Origin of the sequence: Pseudocalidococcus azoricus BACA0444 (assembly GCF_031729055.1) — a bacterium.
GTDB classification, from domain to species: Bacteria; Cyanobacteriota; Cyanobacteriia; order Thermosynechococcales; family Thermosynechococcaceae; genus Pseudocalidococcus; species Pseudocalidococcus azoricus.
In genome coordinates this window covers 1-21,244 of sequence record NZ_JAVMIP010000001.1, presented here as the reverse complement: position 1 = coordinate 21,244, position 21,244 = coordinate 1, and the positions used below count along the sequence as shown (strand labels likewise).

18 protein-coding genes and 1 riboswitch are annotated in these 21,244 nt (G+C 51.7%); of the genes, 10 read left to right on the top strand and 8 right to left on the bottom strand.

Features of this window, described 5'->3' with window-relative positions:
* Positions 1 to 100: 100 nt before the first annotated feature.
* The gene (nrdR, locus tag RIF25_RS00090; RefSeq protein WP_322876533.1) at positions 101 to 631 is read right to left on the bottom strand and encodes a transcriptional regulator NrdR; all 531 of its coding nucleotides are present in this window, start codon (positions 629 to 631) and stop codon (positions 101 to 103) included.
* Between the two features lie 405 nt (positions 632 to 1,036).
* Here nrdR and RIF25_RS00085 point away from each other — a divergent pair, with 405 nt between their 5' ends.
* The 3 genes from RIF25_RS00085 (at position 1,037) to RIF25_RS00075 (ending at position 7,246) form a co-directional block, all read left to right on the top strand.
* Positions 1,037 to 2,635 carry a TolC family protein gene (locus RIF25_RS00085; RefSeq protein ID WP_322876532.1) on the top strand — a complete coding sequence of 533 codons (1,599 nt, stop codon included), beginning with the start codon at positions 1,037 to 1,039 and terminating at the stop codon, positions 2,633 to 2,635.
* A gap of 93 nt (positions 2,636 to 2,728) precedes the next feature.
* Positions 2,729 to 5,413 carry a response regulator gene (locus tag RIF25_RS00080; protein WP_322876531.1) on the top strand — a complete coding sequence of 895 codons (2,685 nt, stop codon included), beginning with the start codon at positions 2,729 to 2,731 and terminating at the stop codon, positions 5,411 to 5,413.
* Between the two features lie 39 nt (positions 5,414 to 5,452).
* Positions 5,453 to 7,246, top strand: a complete 1,794-nt coding sequence (locus RIF25_RS00075) for a M61 family metallopeptidase (RefSeq protein ID WP_322876530.1) — start codon at positions 5,453 to 5,455, stop codon at positions 7,244 to 7,246.
* Here RIF25_RS00075 and RIF25_RS00070 read toward each other — a convergent pair.
* The 3 genes from RIF25_RS00070 to RIF25_RS00060 form a co-directional block, all read right to left on the bottom strand.
* Positions 7,232 to 7,579 carry a hypothetical protein gene (locus RIF25_RS00070; RefSeq protein WP_322876529.1) on the bottom strand — a complete coding sequence of 116 codons (348 nt, stop codon included), beginning with the start codon at positions 7,577 to 7,579 and terminating at the stop codon, positions 7,232 to 7,234. The genes RIF25_RS00075 and RIF25_RS00070 overlap by 15 nt on opposite strands.
* Before the next feature lie 49 nt (positions 7,580 to 7,628).
* Positions 7,629 to 7,994: a response regulator gene (locus tag RIF25_RS00065; RefSeq protein ID WP_322876528.1), complete on the bottom strand. Its 366-nt coding sequence runs from the start codon at positions 7,992 to 7,994 to the stop codon at positions 7,629 to 7,631.
* Positions 7,995 to 8,243: 249 nt separating this feature from the next.
* On the bottom strand, positions 8,244 to 10,763 hold the full coding sequence (locus RIF25_RS00060; protein ID WP_322876527.1) for an EAL domain-containing protein: 2,520 nt from the start codon (positions 10,761 to 10,763) through the stop codon (positions 8,244 to 8,246).
* Between the two features lie 437 nt (positions 10,764 to 11,200).
* Between RIF25_RS00060 and RIF25_RS00055 the strand changes: the two genes are divergently transcribed.
* Complete coding sequence (locus RIF25_RS00055) at positions 11,201 to 12,817, top strand: NAD(P)H-hydrate dehydratase (protein WP_322876526.1); 1,617 nt, start codon at positions 11,201 to 11,203, stop codon at positions 12,815 to 12,817.
* A gap of 114 nt (positions 12,818 to 12,931) precedes the next feature.
* A complete protein-coding gene (surE, locus tag RIF25_RS00050) occupies positions 12,932 to 13,726 on the top strand; it encodes a 5'/3'-nucleotidase SurE (RefSeq protein ID WP_322876525.1) in 795 nt (264 codons plus the stop codon).
* Between the two features lie 288 nt (positions 13,727 to 14,014).
* Here surE and RIF25_RS00045 read toward each other — a convergent pair whose 3' ends face one another.
* A complete protein-coding gene (locus RIF25_RS00045; protein WP_322876524.1) occupies positions 14,015 to 14,158 on the bottom strand; it encodes a DUF4278 domain-containing protein in 144 nt (47 codons plus the stop codon).
* Positions 14,159 to 14,192: 34 nt separating this feature from the next.
* A riboswitch (Glutamine riboswitch) is annotated at positions 14,193 to 14,253 on the bottom strand.
* A 122-nt stretch (positions 14,254 to 14,375) separates the two neighbouring features.
* Here RIF25_RS00045 and RIF25_RS00040 point away from each other — a divergent pair.
* The 5 genes from RIF25_RS00040 to RIF25_RS00020 all read left to right on the top strand — a co-directional run bounded on the left by RIF25_RS00040 (position 14,376) and on the right by RIF25_RS00020 (position 18,127).
* Positions 14,376 to 15,098: a superoxide dismutase gene (locus tag RIF25_RS00040; RefSeq protein ID WP_322876523.1), complete on the top strand. Its 723-nt coding sequence runs from the start codon at positions 14,376 to 14,378 to the stop codon at positions 15,096 to 15,098.
* A 215-nt stretch (positions 15,099 to 15,313) separates the two neighbouring features.
* Positions 15,314 to 15,919, top strand: a complete 606-nt coding sequence (locus tag RIF25_RS00035) for a hypothetical protein (protein ID WP_322876522.1) — start codon at positions 15,314 to 15,316, stop codon at positions 15,917 to 15,919.
* A gap of 332 nt (positions 15,920 to 16,251) precedes the next feature.
* The gene (locus RIF25_RS00030) at positions 16,252 to 17,127 is read left to right on the top strand and encodes a PD-(D/E)XK nuclease family protein (RefSeq protein ID WP_322876521.1); all 876 of its coding nucleotides are present in this window, start codon (positions 16,252 to 16,254) and stop codon (positions 17,125 to 17,127) included.
* Between the two features lie 114 nt (positions 17,128 to 17,241).
* Positions 17,242 to 17,544 (top strand): hypothetical protein, encoded by a 303-nt coding sequence (locus tag RIF25_RS00025; protein WP_322876520.1) that lies wholly within the window; start codon positions 17,242 to 17,244, stop codon positions 17,542 to 17,544.
* 49 nt (positions 17,545 to 17,593) lie between these two features.
* A complete protein-coding gene (locus RIF25_RS00020; protein WP_322876519.1) occupies positions 17,594 to 18,127 on the top strand; it encodes a DUF721 domain-containing protein in 534 nt (177 codons plus the stop codon).
* Here the strand turns inward: RIF25_RS00020 and RIF25_RS00015 are convergent.
* The 3 genes from RIF25_RS00015 to RIF25_RS00005 all read right to left on the bottom strand — a co-directional run.
* Complete coding sequence (locus RIF25_RS00015; protein ID WP_322876518.1) at positions 18,124 to 19,692, bottom strand: DUF3352 domain-containing protein; 1,569 nt, start codon at positions 19,690 to 19,692, stop codon at positions 18,124 to 18,126. The genes RIF25_RS00020 and RIF25_RS00015 overlap by 4 nt on opposite strands.
* A complete protein-coding gene (cofH, locus tag RIF25_RS00010; protein ID WP_322876517.1) occupies positions 19,676 to 20,914 on the bottom strand; it encodes a 7,8-didemethyl-8-hydroxy-5-deazariboflavin synthase subunit CofH in 1,239 nt (412 codons plus the stop codon). The genes RIF25_RS00015 and cofH overlap by 17 nt, the downstream gene beginning before the upstream one ends.
* Positions 20,915 to 20,977: 63 nt before the next feature.
* On the bottom strand, positions 20,978 to 21,244 hold a 267-nt coding region (locus tag RIF25_RS00005; RefSeq protein ID WP_322876516.1), incomplete at its 5' end, for a DUF6887 family protein.

Here is a 21,244-nt window from a genome sequence, read left to right as displayed (position 1 = left end):
CAATTTCTGATATTTGGTTCTTGTATTTGGGGTAACAATAGCATCTTCTGATCGCCAACTCATCCCCTCCCTCCCCAGCACAGCCCACAAATAGCCATCTTTAGGTTTGGAGAATTAAGGAATTTTTCACCAGTGCTCGATTGCTGGCTTGGACAGAGACCGGATCGGCACCGGACTGGACTAACCCTTGGAGATTGTGGAGTTCTTGGACAAAGTCATCAATGCCCTGAAACTGCCGATAAACTGAAGCAAATCGAACATAGGCCACTTCACTAATGCCCCGCAACTGTTGTAAAGCGGCCTCCCCAATTTCTGCGCTGGGAATTTCCCGCTCTTCCCGTAACTGCAACGAGGCTTCAATGTCATCCACCACTGACTCAATTATTTCCAGGCCAACGCCAGTTTTACCACAGGCCGTCACCAGCCCCCGCAGGAGTTTTGAGCGATTAAAAGACTCCCGCCGCCCATCCCGTTTAATGACCGTCATCGGGACAAATTCAATCCGCTCATAGGTGGTAAATCGCCGCCCACATTGGAGACATTCGCGCCGCCGCCGAATACTATGACCCCCCTCTGCTGAACGGGACTCTAAGACACGGCCATCAGGATGTTGACAGGCGGGGCATTGCATAACCACCCCCAAGAGAATCAATAGTTAAAGCAGATTAATTTTTATTGTAGTTGAATTGTCCTTAAACCCCATCCTGATGATCAGTTCGGGCCTGGGGAACATCACCTCCGATGCGGCCCTGAGGTCTCCTCCATCAGCATCTAAACTTCAAAATCCCCCCCACCGCCGCTAATGGTAAGGCTCAAGACTCCACTGGCCTGGCCGCCATCCCCCCAGGCAATTAAACAGAAGGACTAATCCAAATTTTCTGTAGCACAGGGGACAGAGGTGGCAGAGGTGAAAAAATTAGGTATATTCAAGGTCGGGAGCCTAAGTGTGGGATATCAGTTAAGACAGAAAAAGGCGAGAATCGCGATCTGTTGATTAATCCTGGCTAGAGATGGCTAACAACGAGGAGTGAAGTTTGTGAATCTGCATTGGAAACCCGGATTATTCAACCCAGTTACCCGTGGATTGTTAGGGAGTTTTGGGTTAACTACTGTTTTCGCGGGGCTGGTAATGCCAGTGACATTGGCCCAGACGAATACTCCGATGCCCTTACAACCTCCCCAGTCCAATGGTGCTGCTTTTCCAAACCTGCCCGCCACCGGTGGCCCAGCACCCACATCTTCAGGAGAATTAGTCCGTCTCAATCCCAGTCCTGATCCCCTCTATCTGCCCACTCGCCCAGAGGAAGTCAAAATTGATTTGAATCAACCCCTGAGCCTGGCCCAATCCGTAGAGGTGGCCCGCCGCAACAATCCCCAATTGCAAGTCATTGAGCAACAACTCCGTCAAAGCCGGGCCAGTTTACGCCAGTCCGAAGCAGCCCTTTATCCGAACCTGAGCTTTGCCACCAGTGTTGGGGCCAATGATTCCGCCCTCCTGAAAATCTCCAATCAAGAAATTCAAAATCAATTTAACAACCTTCCTCCCCTGCAACAATTTCTTCAGGGTCGCCCCAACACGATTAATACCTTTAGTGCGCCGGCCAGTGCTTCGTTGCAATTGAGCTATAACGTCTTTACCTCTGGGCAACGGGATGGCTCGATCAAAGCGGCTCAAGAACAGGTTCGTAATGCCGAATTAGACCTCCAACGCCAACTGGAACAACTGCGGTTTGATGTCACCAATAACTACTACGACATTCAACAGGCCGATGCCCTTGTCCGAATTGCCCAGGCCGCGGTGGAAAATTCGCGCATTAGTCTCCGGGATGCGGTGGCTCGAGAAAAGGCTGGCCTGGGAACCGTCTTTGAAGTCCTCCAGGCCGAGGTACAACTGGCTAATAATCAACAACAGTTAATCCAGGCCCAGAGCCAACAATCCACGGCCCGCCGCCAACTGGCCCAAACCCTGAATGTGGCCAATACGGTTAACCTTTCCGCTGCGGATCCGATTCAAGTGATTGGGGAATGGCAGTTATCCCTGGAGCAAAGCATTGCCTTGGGATTTCGCAACCGAGTCGAACTAGCCCAGCAAATTAGTCAACGGAATGTCGCCCTCCAACAACGGCGGGTAGCTCTCGGGAACTTGGGGCCGCAAATTTCGATCTCCGCCACGGGCAATGGGGCTGATGACTTGGCCGACAGTTCCGATCCCCAAGTGGGCTATGCCGTGAATGGGCAACTAAGTTTGGTGTTGTTTGACGGGGGAGCATCTAAGGCCAGTGCCGCGCAGCAGGAAGCCAGTGCCGCCATTGCCGAAGCCCAGTTTGCCAATTTTCGGAATTTAATTCGCTTTCAGATTGAGCAGGCCTACTACACCTTGCAATCCAGTGACCAAAATATCCGCACCAACCGGGTTGCTGTCCAACAGGCCACAGAGGGACTCAGGTTAGCTCGATTACGATTCCAGGCCGGGGTCGGGACACAACTCGAAGTCAGTAATGCGGAAACCTCCTTGACCCAGTCCCAAAGTAATCTGCTCAGTGCCACTGTGGACTACAACCGGGCCATTTCTGCCCTCCAGCGGTATGTCAGTGGTCTGCCCTTAAATCCCCGTAACATTACAGCCACCCCCTAATTGCCGAAGCTGGTGATTTTCTGCTAGGCCTGGGATGAGCGATTCCTCCATCTGGTTCATTTGTTGAGGTCAAGTCTAAAGTTGCATTGGAGTTTGCGGCAAAAAACCTTAGCTATTACCGGAGCAACCTTGGTGGGCCTGGTGAGTATTATCTATGGAATTTCCGTTTCTGTCCTCAATCACAACATTCATGCCGACACCCAGGCCCGGGCTAAAAGAGGGGCTGATGCAATTTTCAACTTGGTAGAACTGAAGAAAGAAGACTTCACTAGGGATTTTCAAAGCTGGTCGGCCTGGGATGAAACCTATCAGTTTGTTCTGGATGGCAATCTTGAGTATTTGCAGGCCAACCTGATTCCAGACACCTATAAGAATTTGGATATTAACCTGATTGCAATTGTGAATCGAGAGGGGGAACTGGTCTATGGAGGTACGTTTTATTCCAACAATATTAATGTTCAGGCCCTGCCAAAGGATTTTCTTCCCTACATTGAATCTGGACGGTTAATGGCTAAGTGGCCGGGGGATCGTCATGTGGGTTTAATTCATCTGCGCGAAGGGGTTTTACTGTTTACGGCTCAGCCAATCTTAAATTCTCAAAACCAAGGCCCGGTCAGGGGAACAGCAATTTATGGTCAATTCTTAGATAGTCGCTTCAGTCAACGCATCTCCCATATTATTCAGGCCCCAGTCACCCTAATTCCCATCGCCAGTGGTCTGTATCTGCCTGATTTTAGCGACACAGAGAACAGAGTCAGAGAACAATATCTTGATCTTGATTTTGCTCATCCGGTGATCACCCCCCTCAAAAATGGTGATCTAGCCACCTATGTCTTCTTGATGGGGATTAATCAAAAACCGGCGGCCATTTTGCGCCTAGAGGTCAGCCCCAGCATCCCCCTGTTGGCCGAAGAAAGTCGTTGGGTCTTGGTGGGAGCTAGTGGTGGTGTGGGTCTCATTTTTGGCGCAATTATGCTTCTGTTGCTGGAGCGGTTGGTGCTGGCCAGATTATCGACGATGAGTGCGGGGGTGAGTCAAATCCGCCGTTCGGGAGATGTCTGCCAACGTTTACCAGTGCGTGGCGGAGATGAGTTATCAGCCCTAGAGCGGAACATTAATGGGATGCTGGCGGCATTAGAGTCTTCACAAAAACAACTCACCCAGGCCCTCCAGGTGAAAACCAGCTTTATGGCCACCATGAGTCATGAAATTCGCACCCCCCTCAACGCCATTGTTGGGATGACGGGCCTACTGTTAGAAACGCGACTGGATACGGAACAGCGGGACTATGTGGAAACCGTCCGTCTAGGCAGCGAAAACCTGTTGACGGTCATTAATGAAATCCTTGATTTTTCCAAGCTAGAAGCCCATGAAATGCAGTTGGAGATGGTAAATTTTAACCTCCAGGCCTGTGTGGATGAAGTGGTAGACCTGTTGGCGGGGAATGCCCATCGGAAAAATTTAGAACTTGCGGCCCTGGTGGAGTACGATGTCCCGGCCTGGTTAAAAGGAGATGAAAGTCGCCTCCGGCAAGTGTTAGTTAACCTGGTCAACAATGCCCTGAAGTTTACTAGCGCGGGAGAGGTGGTGATTCGCGTCCGGAGCGGGGATGAGATGGGGCAAACTGCCTTTTCAGGGGAATCTACACCAGAAGCAGTACCCCCAACCACCCTGTTGCGCTTCACAGTCGAAGATACGGGGATTGGGATTCCGGCGGCGGCCTTACCCAAACTCTTCCAACCCTTTACCCAAGTGGATGCCTCAACAACCCGGAAATATGGGGGCACAGGCCTCGGCTTAGCCATCTGTCGGCAAATTGTGGAAATGATGGGTGGGCAAATTGGGGTTGAGAGTACGGAGGGGGTGGGTTCCTGTTTTTGGTTTGAAATTCCTTTTCCCCTGGGAACAGCGGCAGACCCCCTCGTGGCTCCCCCGGGCCTGGTGGGCAAACGGGTGCTTTTGGTGGATGATAACCAAACTAACTTAGACATTAGCCGCTATCATCTGCGCCACTGGGGCCTGGAGGTTCTGACTGCCATGAGTGCCCACGCCGCCCTAGAGGTTCTGAACAGCAACCATGCTTCTGGCCAGGGGGTTGATCTTGCCCTTTTGGATATGCAGATGCCCGATGTGGATGGTCTCACCCTCGGCCGGCAAATTCGCCAACTTCCCTTGGCCCAAACAATCCCCCTCGTTATGCTCACATCCCTGGGGCCAACGGATCCCCAATGTCGAGCGGAATTTGATGCCTATTTAGTCAAGCCTGTTCGCCCATCGCGCTTGTTTAATACCCTAGTGGCACTTCTGACTCCCCCGGCAGCCCCGTCTGCGCCCCCAATCCCTGAAGTGCTGATCACACCCTCTGAGTCCTCCCTAAGAATTTTAGTTGCCGAAGATAATGTCACCAATCAAAAGGTAGCCCTGCGGCAGTTAAAGAACCTTGGCTATGGGGCAGATGTGGTGAGTAATGGCCTAGAAGCCGTGCTGGCCTGGGAGACAGTCGGATATGATCTGATTTTTATGGATTGCCAAATGCCAGAAATGGATGGGTTTGAAGCCACTCGCCAAATTCGGGCTAAGGAACAACGGACTGCCACCCATGTGCCGATTATTGCCCTCACTGCCAATGCCATGCCTGAGGATCGTCAACGGTGCTATGGGGCGGGGATGGATGACTACTTGAGTAAACCTGTCCGTAAGCAGGATTTAGCTGCTAAGTTACAGCAGTGGGGACAACGCCCACCCCTAGATTTACCCGTGCAGTCCCTATTTTCCTAAGCTAGATTTCCCGCCCCTATCTGCCCGTGATCTCGACCTATGTCCCCTTCTGTTTCCGCCACATCTCCCAACCCAGCCTCCCCAGCCACTCCTGACCAATGTTTGGGGCAGCAACCCGGCCTGGAGTTTGTGATTGGCTTTTCGCAGCCCTGGACGCATTTATTTGAAGTTATGTTTACGGTGACGGGCTGGCAGCAGGATGTCTTGGATCTTAAAATGCCCGTCTGGACTCCTGGCTCCTATTTGGTGCGTGACTATGCCCGTCATGTCCAAGATTTTGTTGCCAGTTCCGCTGGGCAGCCCCTCCAGGCCTGGAAATGTACCAAAAACCACTGGCAAATTGCCACCCCGGAAATTACCACCATCACGATTGCTTACCGCGTCTATGCCCATGAACTGACGGTGCGCACCAATCACTTAGATGCCACCCATGCCTATTTCAACCCAGCCGCCCTCTGTGTGTATGTCCCAGGCTTGGAGTCACTCCCCATTACCATCAGGATTCAGCCCCCTCCGGATTGGCATATCACCACTGCCCTCCCGCCCATCCCCACCGAGTCCCATACCTTTCTGGCGGCTGACTACGACACCCTTGTAGATAGTCCCTTTGAAATTGGTACCCATCGGGTCTATGACTTCCGGGTGTTGGGGAAAGACCATCGCCTTGCGGTTTGGGGAGAAGGGAACTTTCGGGCGGATCGGGTCATTCCAGATCTAGAAAAGATTATTACTCTGGAAGCAAAACTCTTTGATGGGCTGCCCTATCCTGATTACACCTTTATCCTCCATCTGACGGGACAAGGGTATGGGGGCCTGGAGCATCAAAATTCCTGTTCCCTGATCTATAACCGCTTTGGTTTTGTCCAGCCCGAGGCCTACCAGCGTTTTTTAGGTTTGGTGGCCCATGAATTTTTCCACCTTTGGAATGTAAAGCGGATTCGCCCCCAGGCCCTGGCCAGCTTTGACTATGACCAGGAAAATTACACCCACTTCCTCTGGTTTTGTGAAGGTGTGACTAGCTATTACGACCAACTGATTCCCCTCTGGGCAGGTCTCTATGATCAGGGGGTTTACTTCAAGCTCTTATCTGATGACATTTCTCGGTATCTCACAACCCCTGGGCGGCTAGTGCAATCTCTCCATGACTCCAGTTTTGATACCTGGATTAAGCTCTACCGTCCCGATGCTAATAGCCCCAACTCCCAAATGTCCTACTACCTCAAGGGGGCTTTGGTGACGCTGCTACTGGATCTGAAAATTCGGGCTAAGTTTCACAATCAACGCAATTTTAATCAGGTGATGGAACAACTGTGGCAAGACTATCGCCAGGCCGGGGCTGGGTTTACGCCGGATCATCTTTGGGCCGTAATTAGTGAAGTGGCTGGGGAAGATTTCAGCGAATTTGAGCAAACCTATATCCAAGGAACCGTAGAACTGGACTTTAATCCCTATTTAGAACCCTTTGGCCTGGAACTGCGCCCGAGCCTTGGAAAAGCCTGCCCCTACACCGGAATTACCCTGAAAACAGAGCGGGGCTTGGTGACAATTAAAACCGTTGATTACGACTCCCCCGGTCAGAGGGCCGGCCTGGCGGTGGGCGATGAACTGGTGGCCCTGAATGGCTGGCGGATTGGGGCGGAAAAATGGTCGGAACGGTTACAGGAGCATCGGCCTGGGGATGAGGTGGCTATCACGGTGTTTCATCAGGATCAGTTGCGTAAAACCACCTTGACCTTAGCGACTCCTCAACCCAGCCGTTATGACCTCGGCCTGGTTCAAAATCCGACTCCCAGCCAGCAAAAACTCCTCCAAGGCTGGCTAACGTTTACCTGACCACCAAAGCCGTTCCTCTCGGGAAAATTTCACGGTATAGAGGGTCATAACACCCACTGCGCCCACATCCAGGTTTTTGACCCAGTAGCAGGGATGTCCCGATGCGGCCAAATCTCCAATGAATCGCCGTCCCACCCGCCGCCAACTGGGTTCCTTACTCCGCCAGGCCAGCCGACAACAGGGCCAAGGTAATTGCTCTCGGTCAAACAGCCGACAACAGGCCCCCAAGACTTCATAGCGAAACAGACCCCCAGGGCTATAGAAAACATATCCTGCCGGCCAGGGATGGGGAAGCGGGGCATCTAACCAGGATGACTCAGATGGATTCAGCAAGGTCAGTACAAATATTCAACACAACCATTCAATCGTTAATTATTCGCCCTTAATGGGTGAGGAGTTCCTTGATTTTGGCAATTAAATCATCGGGATTAAAGGGCTTGGTAATGTAAGCATCTACCCCCTGCTTTTTACCCCAGTGAATATCAAAGGGTTCCCCCTTGGTGCTGCACATAATCACAGGTACATTCTGAGATGCAGGTTCATTTTTGACCCACCGACAAAATTCATAGCCATTCATCCGGGGCATGACCACATCTAAAACAATTAAATCGGGAACTGTTTGACTCACCTTGGCCTGGGCTTCAATCCCATCACTGGCTTCCGTCACCTCTAAACCCAGACTCAGTATTGTTTCTACAATCATGGCCCGCATAGTCGGACTATCATCCACAACTAAGACTGTTGTCATACTCTCCCCAAAAGTTCTAAAGCAACCTAGCCCTGGGTAAATTGCTGATTAGCCTGATCATACCCAGTCTCCGAGGGTAAGCCTTCAACTTTCTATAAAAAATTAAAAGTAGGGTCATAGCCAGAACTTAATCTTGGGCGTTGAATCTTAGCCAATTGCACCTACCCCCTTACCCAGCCAGGGACTCGATCAGTTTATCCCGCGGGGTCACAGCCGTGCTTGGGCAAACCCATGGATGAGCGTCAGGCCTTAAAGCTTGGGGGTCTGGAGGCAACTAATGTCTAAAGATCCCTGGGCTAAGATATTCTCAACGTGGGCTGTGGATAAGGGTGGGGCAAACAAATAGCCCTGGGCATAGGTACATCCCATCCGTTGCAGGGCCTGGCATTGGGCTTCGGTTTCAACGCCTTCGGCCACGACATTCAGGTGTAAGGATTTTGCCAGGGTGAGAATGGTTTGGACAATGCCACCCCCTTGAATATCGGGGTGGAGGAGCGGGCTAATAAAGCAGCGATCAATTTTGAGAGTATCAATGGGAAAACGGTGGAGATAGCTCAGAGACGAGTATCCCGTCCCGAAGTCATCCATGTAGATTTGAATGCCGCGGGTGCGGATGGATTCTAGGGCTTGCACCGCCAGTTCCGTATTTTCCATCAAAATGGTTTCGGTCACTTCCAAGCGCAGTCGCTGCGGGGAAAACTGGGTCGCCGCCAGAATATTATCTAAGCGGGAAACTAAGTCGGGTTGGGCAAAATGCTGCCCCGTCAGATTAACGCTGATGGCCAGGCCTTGGGAGTTGGGAAATTGCTGAGACCACTGTTGCATTTGCTGACAGGCCGTTTCTAGAACCCACCAACTCATAGGTAAAATCAGCCCCGTTTCCTCGGCAATGTCCATAAATTCCCCTGGGGTAATCACACCGCGCCGAGGATGCTGCCAACGAATCAGCGTTTCAAAGCCACAGATCCGGGCCTGGGCCAAATCCACAATCGGTTGGTAGTAGACCATAAATTCCTGTCGCTCCACCGCCCGCCGTAGTTCTGTTTCCAGTTGCAGGAGGGCCAAAACTTCCACCCGCATGGCGGTACTGAAGACCTCATAACGAGCTTTCCCCAAGGATTTAGCCCGATACATGGCGGTATCTGCATCCCGCAGGAGGTCTTCCGGTTGGAGATGCTCTTGGGTATTAAAGGCAATGCCAATGCTCACCCCAGTAAACACCTCATGGCCCTCTAAAATAAACGGTCGGCGCAATTCCGTCAGGATCCGCTCCGCAACTTGGCAGGCATAATCCACTGTCCCCACTTCGTCTAGGAGAATTGCAAATTCATCCCCCCCTAAGCGCGCAATGGTATCTTCAGCCCGCAGACAACTGACTAAGCGCTGGGCAATCCCAATTAGAAGCTGATCGCCGACCAAATGCCCCAGGCTGTCATTGAGAACCTTAAAGCGATCTAAATCTAAAAATAAGATGGCAAATAAATATCCGGGCCGCCGTTTTGCCCGCTGCATGGCCTGGCCCAGTCGATCCATCATCAAGATGCGATTGGGTAGCCCGGTCATGGCATCGTGAAGGGCATCATGGAGAATTTGCTCCTGGATCAGGCGATACTCGGTAATATCGGTCAGGGAGCCAGCCATCCGATAGGGTTGCTGACGCGCATCTCGTAGGCCCAGGCCCCGGACGCGCATCCAACGCAGGCCTCCATCCGGGTGTAAAACTCGAAACTCGCACTCTAAATGGGGGGTCACGCCAGATAAATGCTGTTCAATTTCAATTTGGACATGGGTCTGATCCTCGGGATAAATCGCCTCAAGCCATGTCTCTGGGCTTGGAGAAGTCTCAACATTAGCCAGGCCAAGCATCTGTTTCCAGCGATCTGAAAAGTAGATTTCGTTCGTCCGTAAATCCCAATCCCAAAGCCCATCATTAGCACCTTGGGCCGCAATGGCATAGCGTTCTTCACTTTCTTGGAGGGCGCGTTGGGCCAGTTTACGCTCCGTGATGTTGGTAATGTAGCAACGGACTAAGTTGGCTTCAGGGAGGGGTTGAATGACTTGTTCGTAATGGGAATGACCCAGTTGGACTTCCCGGATGCGGAGGGGTGGGGCCTGGGATTCCGTTGGTAAAAGCAGATCCATTAGCAGGGGGTGTTGGGCATCATTGGCCTGGATGTCCTTAAACTCCCGAATGGCCGCCGGATTGAGATAGGTAATTTGCCCGGTTTGATCCAATTCCAGGATGGGATTGGGGCTTAATTCAGGAAAGGAGGAAAGACGTAAGATGGCCGCATCACTGAGCATTTTGGCCTGGGCTACATCCAGAGAAGAGGGTTGATAGGGTAGGCTATCCCGGACACTCACGGGTAGACTCGCAAATTGGGCCTCTTGGGTATAGCGGGAAAACCCAGTATCCGAAAGGTTAGAAATGGCATGATAGCGGGCGCGGACATCTCCCCCAAAGATAATTAAATCTCGGTGCTTCAAAATATGGGAGTGACAGGTTTTGCCGTTCACCTTCAGGCCATTGGCACTCCGCTTGCCCTGGAGATCTCCATCCAGTAAGCGAAAGAAAAAATTACCCGTTTGCGGATCAGAAACTCGTAATAAAACGGCGTGCTGCCGAGAGACCATCCGGGAATTGACAACGATGGTATTGCTGGGGTGACGACCAATGGAGTAAGTTCCCGCCTCAAGGGGAATGGTGCGGCGGTCATTTTTATCTTGAATCACCAAGAGGTGGCGAATTTGTTCTTCGGGACTTTTCACGGAATCACGGTCAAGCTGGAATGATTACCCTAGACGTTTTGGCTGAATGTTGATTGTTGAGTTGTCATACACAAGCCAAAGGTAGGCGCGGATTAGTAACGATTAGACTTCTCGGCAGACTTGAAACCTATGCTGATGCACCCCATTTGCCCCCCTATTTCCAGATGCCGCATTTACCCTAACATTTTTCCAAATCAGCTTCAGTATTGAGATAGACATAGCATCAAGACAATCCTAGGAGCAAGTCAAGCCTAATTTTATTGAGAATCTGCTCTGATTCCGACTTTGTCCGTGGCACTTGTTTTGCTCCTGCCCCCCTGGCATCTCAAGTTTATAAAAGCCTCCCCTCTGGTTAGGCAAGTTGTTCCCTAGACGTAAAAAACTTAGGGATAATGCCCATCAGCTATGCCTGTCTAATTTGCAAGTGGTGAAATCCTATGTTCTTGTCCTCGCCCCGGTCGGAAATTCTCGCCTATGTTGCCACCGCCAGTCAGATGCAGCAGATTGAGGCTTGGCTTTTTGGCTGTGGGATGCCTGTGGCGGCGTTGATGGAAAAAGTTGGCCTGCGCCTGAGTCAACGGATGCAAGGGTTATTTCCCCAGCAGTTGTTCCCTCGAGTTGGGGTATTAGTCGGCCCAGGCCATAACGGTGGCGATGCCCTAGTGGTCGCGCGCGAATTACAACAGCAGGGGTATCAGGTGCGAGTCTTTCATCCCTTTACGCGCCGTAAAGAACTGACGGGAGATCATGCCTATTTTGCCACTAGTTTGGGGATTCCCTTTGCAAATCATATTCAGGAGTTACAGGACTCGGATTGGCTCATTGATGGTTTATTTGGCCTTGGTTTGGATCGGCCCCTCACCGATATAGCCCTCAGCACTGTCCAAGCGGTGAACATCTGGAATCGCCCTGTGGTGAGTATTGATCTGCCCAGTGGCCTGCATACGGATTCGGGGGAGGTTTTGGGCGGGGCTATTCGGGCCAGTCATACCCTTTGTTTGGGGCTGTGGAAGGTGGGCTTGATGCAGGATCATGCCTTGGCCTGGACTGGGGAGTTGGAACTCCTAGATTTTGGCTTACCCATTGTGGCCATTGAATCAGTCCTCGGACAAGTGCCGAAACTCCAACGCCTAACCCCCCAGGCCATCGCCAGTCATCTTCCCTTAGAACGTCCCCCCGCTACCCATAAATATCAACAGGGGCATTTGCTCCTCGTTGGTGGCTCTAAAACCTATGGTGGCAGTATTGTTTTAGCGACTCTTGCGGCAAAATCTACAGGAATTGGGATGTTGTCGGTAGCGGTTCCAGCGCGGTGGCAGGAGTTAGTGTTACACCAGGCCCCTGATGCGATTGTGATTCCCTGTCCAGAAACTCCAGAAGGGGCAATTGCCGGATTCCCCCCAGAAATGGACTTGAGTGCCTTTGATGCTATTGCCTGTGGGCCGGGATTAACGCTGTTTGCAGAAGCCGTTGTTAGGCAAGTTCTCAGCAGTGATCGTCCCCTGATTTTGGATGCCGATGGGTTAAATATCCTGGCGCAATTCAATCCAGTTTCAAGTCTATCAACCCGCAAAGCCCCGACAATTTTGACTCCCCACCCCGGTGAATTTCGACGACTGTTCCCTGGGCTGATGCCAGCTAATCCTAACGTTGAGACTCTATCCGCAAACATAACGCATCCCCCAGGCCAAGATGCAACTGCTCTCAACCGCCCGATCATTACCCCCCAGGCCGCCAGGCAAACCGGAGCCATTGTGCTTTTAAAAGGGGCTAGAACAGTGGTTGCGACACCCGATGGCCGGGCCTGGATTAACGGAGAAAGTACGCCTGGATTAGCTCGGGGGGGCAGTGGGGATGTATTGACGGGGTTAATCGGGGGGCTGTTGGGGCAAATTCCACCCGTGGAAGCCACCTTAACGGCAATGGGATGGCACGCCCAGGCCGGGAGATTGGCGGCTAAACATCGCTCGGTGTTGGGAGTAGATGCCCGGAGCTTAGGAGATTTTTTAATTCCAGCGTTGATGAAGTTAGAGGGAATAGGGAATAGGGAGTAGAGTTTTAAGCTGATTTTTTCCAGGGGTCTGGCCGGTGATCCAGCCGGAATGTAACGGAATGTGAAACAATTTGGGCAGAAAGGGAACCGTCAAACAACAAAGGGGCCGGCTGGTATGCGTCTGTTAATCAGTAATGATGATGGCATTTTTGCGCCGGGGGTGCGGACGTTGGCCAATACCCTTGCCCAGGCCGGTCATGGGGTAACGGTCGTCTGTCCAGATCGGGAGCGGTCGGCCACAGGCCATGGATTAACGGTTTTTGATCCAATTCGGGCCGAGGAAGTAACCCATTTATTTGCACCCGGAATCCGGGCCTGGGCCTGTTCAGGAACCCCTTCCGACTGTGTCAAGTTAGCATTGGGGGCTTTAATTGATCCTTGGCCTGATTATGTGGTCTCTGGGATTAATCAAGGGGCTAACTTAGGCACAGATATTCTCTATTCCGGTACGGTCTCGGCGGCCATGGAGGGGGTGATTGAAGGGATTCCCAGCATTGCCATGAGTTTAGCTAGTTTTACCGTGCGGGACTTTGAACCAGCCGCCCAATTTGCCAGCGATTTGCTGAAGGCCCTAGGCAAAAATCCCCTCCCCCAGGCCACCCTCTTAAATGTCAATGTCCCCCCCTTGCCTGAAGCAGACATTGCCGGTGCCGTGATTACCCGTCAGGGCCTGCGCCGCTACCATGATCAGTTTCAAAAACGGATTGATCCGCGGGGTAAAACCTATTACTGGCTGGCGGGTGAAGTCATGGAAGATATTTCCCAGGCCGATGGTGATTTTTTGACCGATGTTCAGGCCTTGCAGCAAAATCTGATTAGCATTACGCCCCTGAACTATAATCTCACCGATCAGGCCGGACTTACACCTCTGGGAACCTGGTTCCGACAAACATCAATCCCCATTGCCTAAGTCCCAACCACAAGACAAATTCTGAGGAACTCATGGGAATCTGAGATGGCCTGACCCATTGAGAAGGCTGACTCCGGTAAGCCAGGGCACGCTTTGAAGATTTCGATGGTTTGGGAACCCTTTGCGCAAGGTAATCAACAAGTTAGCTGGATACCCAGCCAAAAAAAGCAATACCCTCATCACGAAAGTATTGCCCATATTTAAGTTAATGATGTTTGTAAACCTTGTGCTTCTTGGTCAATCGGTTAAAGAAATGAGCGAAATATATCGGTCTTGGAAAAATAGCTCCTAGAATAATGTCCAGACTTTTGCTGGCAAAATATCCCGCAGCTTGTATTCCACACCCCGATATTTCACGGTTAAATCAGTCACAACAGTATCAGGATGATCGGTGTTGGCTTCGTAGTTTTGACCGCGGTAGGTAAGTTTCATGGTGTCGCCTCTCAATAAAGTGTGAAGAACTGAGGGCGCGTTCCTTCGGGTTTGACCCTACTTCCGTCTTCTTGATTAGAGAGAAGATGAACGTTTTGTTGATAGTTTTAGTATGGCTGAGTGTTTCGGGTGGTTGCATCCCCCAGTTGGGTGAGTTTAGTAGCCTCCGACACAAACTCAGTGATCAGTCTCTAGCTCATCCGAAGGAGGTTTCGCCATGACAGACAAACCCTGTAGTCGCCGCCAGGCCTTGGTGTGGTGCGGTACGGCCTTGTTCAGTTGGGCCCTATTTCCCTCTAAAACTCTGGCTGCCTCATCTCCGACTGGTGTTTATGTCCTGCCGCCTTTACCCTATGCCTACAATGCCCTTGAGCCTTACATTGATGCTGAAACCATGCAATTTCACCATGACAAGCACCACGCGGCCTACGTCAACAACCTCAATGCTGCCCTCCAAAAATATCCCCAGTGGTCTGGCTTGCGGATTGAAGAACTCCTGGAAAAACTAGACCAGCTTCCCAATGACATTCGGCAAACGGTCAGAAATAATGGCGGCGGTCATGCCAATCACAGTTTGTTTTGGGAGAGTATGGGGCCGGCGGCGGGAGGAGAACCAACTGGCAACTTAGCTACGGCGATTCAAGCCCGTTTTGGTAGCTTTGGGGATTTCCAGGCCCAGTTCAATAGCGCAGGTCTAAAGCAATTTGGCAGTGGTTGGGTTTGGCTAGGGTTGGGCCAAGATGGCACACTACAGGTGTTCACAACCCCCAATCAGGATAGTCCCCTCAGTCAAGGCATCACCCCGTTGTTGGGCAATGATGTTTGGGAGCACGCCTACTATTTGTCCTATCGGAATCGCCGGGATCAATATCTCCAGGCCTGGTGGAATGTGGTGAATTGGGACAAAATCGGAGAACGCTATGAGCAAGCTACGGGGTAACCATACATAAACGCACTGAAGGCCAGACATAGGGACATGAGAAAATGCTTTTCTAGAGTCTCCCTCAGATTTGCTTCAGTCAAAACCAGTCTGTCTCATTCCATCTCCCCAAAAGTGATTCACCACTAGCTATTTTTAAGACTTAGGGCAATAATTAGGGCACGCTTGACTGGAATGCAAAATTTCCCCCTGCTCTTTATCTCCGTTATGTAGTTATGGTCAACTCTGGACACAATGCAGTCACCAAGGCGGCAGAACGGCTCCTGCTTCAGTATGGATTTGACTTGGCTGGGGATAGAAGTCAAAAACTCTTTGATCAATGGTTACGGGTGTATCCGCCCCGCTGGATTCGGTTGGCAATTATTGAGGCTTTGTACCAGGGCCGCTATAAGGCGATTTCCGTTGAGCAACTCCTGGCCTTTTGGTTACGGCGTGGGGAAGCCCAGACCCACTTTAATAGTGAGTTTGAAGCAATGATCTGTCGGAATTTGCCCCGAGACTTGACGACCCCAGACTTAGACATGGCAGAACCCATAACAATGCTGGCCTGGGGCAAGCTTAATCAAAATAGCCCAGATATCACTCCTAGCCCTGAACGAAAACCCCAAAATATTGATCAATTCCAACCCCAGGCCCCAAACGACCTGACAACACACTTTGCCGAAAAGTTAACCGCCATTGCCCAGGCCTGGAAAGCCAGCCAAAATCCCCTCGCCTCTGCGACTCTTGCCCCCAATTCCGCCCTGACCAGTTTGGCTAACTCCCAAGAATTTGGCCTTGGACAGGGAACTCCTGAATCCAGTAACATCCTGCCCACATAAGCCCTTAGCTCTCGGCACCCCGGATATCCACGTCCCAACTGCCATGTCCTGAGTTTGCTAATTCAGCCTTTAATCGGGAACGCCGATTTGTTAGCTTTTGAGAAGTGGCTGGCCAATTTTGCACATCTGGTCAAGCCCCTCCCACTGCTTGACGACTATAGCGTTACTCATTTAGGGTGAGATGGGGGCAGGTCAGAAAATGCTTTATGAGCAGTCTTTTTGACATTTCTACTCTCTCAGAACAGTCTGTGTAACGCTCTACAGTGAACTTTATCGGCAATATCATTGCTCAAGCAAAAAAATAGTCCTATCTTGAGGTTGTTGCCTGACCTATGCCTCTATTGGATGAACCCTTGACCACCGATCCTCTTGTTGAGACACCCGGCCTATCCTTGACCCAAAGCTCGCTCCAAGCCCTGGCCCATTGTCCCCGCAAGTTCCAATATCTCTATTTAGATCAGTTGGGGTTGCCAAATTTTCAGGCCAAAGCCACGGCCAACTTAGGGGTAGATTTACCGCAAGACTTGGGGACTTGGTTCCATCGGCTACTCCAACAACGGGAACTGGGTTTAGACATTACCCCACTCTTGCAGGGAAATGAGCCACTGCCGTCATGGTATGAAGCCTTCCAAGCAGCACCCCCGCCCATGATTTTAGGGCAACGGGATAGTGAACATCGGCGGCAAGTCATATTGGGGCCTGTCACTCTGGTGGGTATCTATGATTTAGTCATTTGGGGCAAAAGCCAGGCCCAGATTTTAGATTGGAAAACCTATCAACGCCCCCAAACCCCCCAATATTTGCAGCACCACTGGCAAACGCGGCTGTATCCCTATTTATTAGCTGCCACCACAGATTATCCACCCGAGTCAATTGTTATGACCTACTGGTTTGCCCTTGGGGATGATGGCCAACATAGTTTGAGCTTTCGCTATAGCCAAGCTCTCCATCGACAAACCCAGCAGAGATTGGAGCAGTTCGTCCAACGCCTGGAAGCTTGGTTATTGGCCTATGACCAGGGAAACCCCTTACCCCAAGTTGATCCCCTCCAAGGTCGCTGTCCAAGCTGTGAATTTGCCTATCGCTGCCACCGACAAGTTCCAGCCGACCCCACAGATACAGGATTTGAGCCAGAAATTTTGTTGCAGTCTGTTCAGAGTTACCCGGAAATTTCTCTATCCCTCTGGGATGATGGGACTGTTGACTGAGTAACTCCAATAAATTTTTCCTTATTAGCTACAGAAATGGCATCATCGCCATACACAGACTGAGATACGCGCGATATACTGTCGGCCATTAGCCTTTTTAGGGGAATTCGTTCTATGTCTGAAACAACGTCGGAAATCTCTACTATAAGTCGGGTCTCCCAAGCCGCCCAAGAGTTACTGGCCGCTATCCAGGATTTAGCCAAAGAACAAATTGCGACGCTCCCCAATTCTGTCCAAGAGACTCTCAAGCAAACGGTTGCGAGTTTGGAGAAAGTAATCAGTGATCTCCAGGCCAATGCCAGCCATGTTACAGAGCAAGGAAAGGAACAGGTCAAAGATATTGAAGCCCGCCTTGCTAAGGCCTGGGAAGTGTTATCTGCCCCAAAATCTGAGTCGAGTGAGCCACCGACTGAATAAGCTAAACTAACAATCCTGACTTCTTTCGCCCAGAACCTGCTCTGCTTGTATGCCCCTTGCCCCCATTGATCGGGTTTTAGTCCGTCTCCAGGAGGATCCGGCCTGGTCTGAGCCGCAACGGTTTTGGTTTATCCTCCAGGCCTGGAATGAAATTGTCGGAGAGGTTGTGGCCCGCCAGGCCCAGCCCGTAACCATTCTGCCGCCCCATCGTCTCCAAGTTGCGGTGGCCAATGGCGTTTGGGCCCAGACCTTGAGCTTTGAACGGCTGCGGATTTTGGCCAAACTGAATCAACGGCTCCCTGTTCCCCTCCAAGATATTCACTTTTCCAGCCGGGATTGGCCCATTAAACAGCCGCTGCAAAAGTTGACTAACCGCTCCGAATCGCCAATAGTTCGGAGTCAACCCCGCCTCCACAAGCCTGTTCCCCCCTCAGCCCAGGCCGCCTTTAGCCAATGGTCAACCGCTGTCCAGAAATTTACGGCCCGCCTTCCCTTGTGTCCCCAGTGTCAATGTCCCACCCCCCGTCCAGAACTGGATCAGTGGAAAATGTGCGGACTCTGCCATGCCCGTCAAACCGCTTAGGGATTGTTCAAGTTGAGGCGAATCTCATACTCTTGACTCCAGCTATTGCGGACTCGGCCAGCAATTCCCAGGCCTTGAAAGGGTTGGAGGGCTTGTTGGAAGGGGGGAGCGAGTTGGGGGAGAATGGGACTGTTTTGGGTTAAGGAAAATGTCCGATTAAAGTCCACAAATAATTGACTACTGCCAGGATTAGGTAGGGTGGATCGAAAGAGAGGGGCTTGGCCGAGGGGGGGATTAGGGGGGGGAAAAAGAGTCTGGGCGAGGTTCGGGCCGAGGGCAATAAAGAGGGTGTCCTGATCCAACCAGCCATGTTGACCGAGGGGAATTCCGGGGGGCATAGTCCAAGTAGTGGTTTGTTTCTCCGTATCTTTTGTGACTTGCCAGGCCCGCTGTTGGGCGGTTTGATCCAGCTTTTCTAGGGTAGCCACCGCTTTAGGCCGGTCTTTGGTTTGGGCCATCACCACCAGGCCAACCACATTTAAGCGGGCATTGGGGACAGGGACAATCGCGAGGGCAAACTCCCCCTTCAGCCAAGGTAAAACATCTTGCTCCAGATTCAGACCCGAGAGTTGCTGGAAGCCTTGACTGATACTGTTTTGCCAGTCTAGGGGGGCATTCTGCCAACTGGCCTGGAAGTTACTGGTTGTGAAGGTTGCGAGGGTATTCCCAGGCAGTTTTTGGGGAATTTGACTAACATTGGTTTCGGCAACAAGGGAGCGGTCACTGGTTTCCGGCAGCCACGTCATGGCCTTGATTCGCAATTGGTTATCCTGAATCCGCAAGGCCGCTGTCAGTCCAGCTAATTCAGACTCCGCGGGGGCCGGCGAGGGGCTGTTTTGGGCTGTGTAGGCGGGGATATTGAGATAAAACTGGGCCTGGGGTCGTCCGCCGCCAGTGGCAATCACTGTATCTTGGTAACGGGAGACTTGGGCGAGGGCTGGTTGGCCTTGGGCGGTATCAATGATCTGTTCTAGGGCGGCGTTAATGTTGCTCCAGGCCAGGTATTGTTTTTGCCCTTGGGTAATCAGGGTAATTCCTTGACCCGCTACCTCTCCCACCGGCCCAGGAACGTTATAAATCGGAATACCTTTGTACTCACGGCTAGTTTGTTGCTGGAGGGTATTTAAGAACGGCTCAATTTTGGCTTGATCGGGAATTGGTAAAATCCAGACCACAGGTGAATCACTGGACTGGAGGGCCGTGGTGGGGGTGATGGGTAAACCGGTAAACGTGGCCTGGGCCCCCAACCAAGGCAGAATATCCCTGGTGAAATCCAAGTCGCCAATTTTGATCCCCTCCGGTGAGACTGGCCCCCACGGCCCCCGTAACCAGGCCTGGGATTGAAATAAACCCGCTGCCTGTATCAATTGCCAAGGGGGAGCTTCCGTAGTCACCGTGACTGTGTAGAGGGCTGATTCGGGAATGAGAGTCACACCATCCGGTAATTGGCCCAACTTGGCCTGGGTTTGCCACCACCAGATTCCGGCTCCGGCTACTCCCACCAAGACCATGCCACCTGCTATCCAAGCCAGGGAGCGGGGATTTTTCTTAGCCAAGCGAGCCATGAATCGGGTCTCCTAGGGGGTGATAGAGGGTGGTGCGTTGTTGGGCCGGCCGCCCAAGACTGGTAATGGCCACTTGAAGTTCCTGGGGAGTTAAGCCTGTGCCGCCTTTGGCCCCCGCCATGGTCGTAATGTGTTCTTCCATCAGGGTGCCACCGAGATCATTACAGCCCCAGGCCAAGGCCGTTTTTGCCCCCTCCAGGCCAAGTTTGACCCAACTGGGTTGATGATTGGGAATCCATTCTCCTAAATACAAGCGAGCCACGGCTGTTAAAACCAGGGTCTGTAGTAGATCGGGTTGAGAGCGGCCGACTCGTTTCCGTAAGGCGGGCGGGGCCTGTTCTCCTACATAGGGCAGCAAAATAAATTCCGTAATTCGCCCAGGGTAGTGGTTTGCGAGGGCGGTTTGTTGGAGTTGGCGCAGATGGGACAGATGTTGAATTTGCTCGGCCGGGGTTTCGATGTGGCCGCACAGCAGGGTGCTAGTCGTGGATAAGCCGAGGCGGTGGGCCGTGGTGATAATCTCCAGCCAGGTTTGGGTATTGAGTTTTTCGGGACAAATGATCTGCCGAACCCGATCCACCAAGACTTCCGCCGCCGTTCCGGGTAAGGAATCCAAACCCTCGGCCTGGAGATGGGTGAGAACAGCCTCAAAACTCCGGTCATCTTGACGGGCAATAAACTCAATTTCTTGGGGGGAAAAGGCGTGTAAGTGGAGATTGGGAAAGGCGGACTTCAACTCGCGAATGATGGTGGCGTAGTAGTCCAGGGTTGAACCGTTGGCCTGGGCTTGGGGATTCAAACCGCCCTGGAGACAAATTTCCGTCGCTCCCAAAGTAACAGCTTCCCCCGCTTTGCGTAAAATTTCCTCTAAATCTAACCAGTAGGCTCCAGGTGTATCCGCATCGCGGCGAAAGGCACAGAATCCACAGTGTTGCTCACAGATATTGGTGAAGTTGATATTCCGGTTAATCACATAAGTAACAGTGTTGCCCACCAGCTTTTGCCGGAGTTGATCTGCGGCCTCTTGAATGTGCACCAGGCCTGGGGATAGTTGAGCAAAATCTTCAGGAGCAGAGGTTGCAAACCCGATTAAAAACTCTCCGGCCTGGGGTGTCAGGGGGTTTCCGGCCAAGGCTTGAGTTAAAACGTCCGCAACCCGTTCTAGTTCTTGGGCAGTGGGCCTGGTAAGCGCATCAGGGGCAGGAGTGAGCAGAGATGACATAAACGATAACGCGAGACACGCCCGCAAACAAAGCTAGCCAATCCTCACTATAAATGGGTAGGACTACGACTTTGCATGATGTTGAAATCGCCCCATAAATCTAAGATGGTTTTCCAAGTCCTGAATGGATTCAACTGGCCGCATCTCAATCCAATTTCCTTCCTTGTGCAGTCTATCTACATAGGCATAAAAAGCATCTTGATCATTTCGATGGGGCAGAAACCAATTGCATAACTCTTTGTGACTCATGGTTTGGAAATTGGGCTTGTTTACTCTAGATACAGCATTTTTCATGACTAGTTGGCACAGTAGCAACAGTGGGTAAAATAA

Excerpts from the sequence above, each read along its gene's own strand:
- RIF25_RS00065 (WP_322876528.1), bottom strand. The coding sequence starts at position 7,994 with ATGACAACAGTCTTAGTTGTGGATGATAGTCCGACTATGCGGGCCATG.
- RIF25_RS00040 (WP_322876523.1), top strand. The coding sequence starts at position 14,376 with ATGACAGACAAACCCTGTAGTCGCCGCCAGGCCTTGGTGTGGTGCGGT.
- RIF25_RS00075 (WP_322876530.1), top strand. The coding sequence starts at position 5,453 with ATGTCCCCTTCTGTTTCCGCCACATCTCCCAACCCAGCCTCCCCAGCC.
- RIF25_RS00025 (WP_322876520.1), top strand. The coding sequence starts at position 17,242 with ATGTCTGAAACAACGTCGGAAATCTCTACTATAAGTCGGGTCTCCCAA.
- RIF25_RS00020 (WP_322876519.1), top strand. The coding sequence starts at position 17,594 with ATGCCCCTTGCCCCCATTGATCGGGTTTTAGTCCGTCTCCAGGAGGAT.
- cofH (WP_322876517.1), bottom strand. The coding sequence starts at position 20,914 with ATGTCATCTCTGCTCACTCCTGCCCCTGATGCGCTTACCAGGCCCACT.
- RIF25_RS00035 (WP_322876522.1), top strand. The coding sequence starts at position 15,314 with ATGGTCAACTCTGGACACAATGCAGTCACCAAGGCGGCAGAACGGCTC.
- RIF25_RS00045 (WP_322876524.1), bottom strand. The coding sequence starts at position 14,158 with ATGAAACTTACCTACCGCGGTCAAAACTACGAAGCCAACACCGATCAT.
- RIF25_RS00055 (WP_322876526.1), top strand. The coding sequence starts at position 11,201 with ATGTTCTTGTCCTCGCCCCGGTCGGAAATTCTCGCCTATGTTGCCACC.
- RIF25_RS00030 (WP_322876521.1), top strand. The coding sequence starts at position 16,252 with ATGCCTCTATTGGATGAACCCTTGACCACCGATCCTCTTGTTGAGACA.
- surE (WP_322876525.1), top strand. The coding sequence starts at position 12,932 with ATGCGTCTGTTAATCAGTAATGATGATGGCATTTTTGCGCCGGGGGTG.
- RIF25_RS00015 (WP_322876518.1), bottom strand. The coding sequence starts at position 19,692 with ATGGCTCGCTTGGCTAAGAAAAATCCCCGCTCCCTGGCTTGGATAGCA.
- nrdR (WP_322876533.1), bottom strand. The coding sequence starts at position 631 with ATGCAATGCCCCGCCTGTCAACATCCTGATGGCCGTGTCTTAGAGTCC.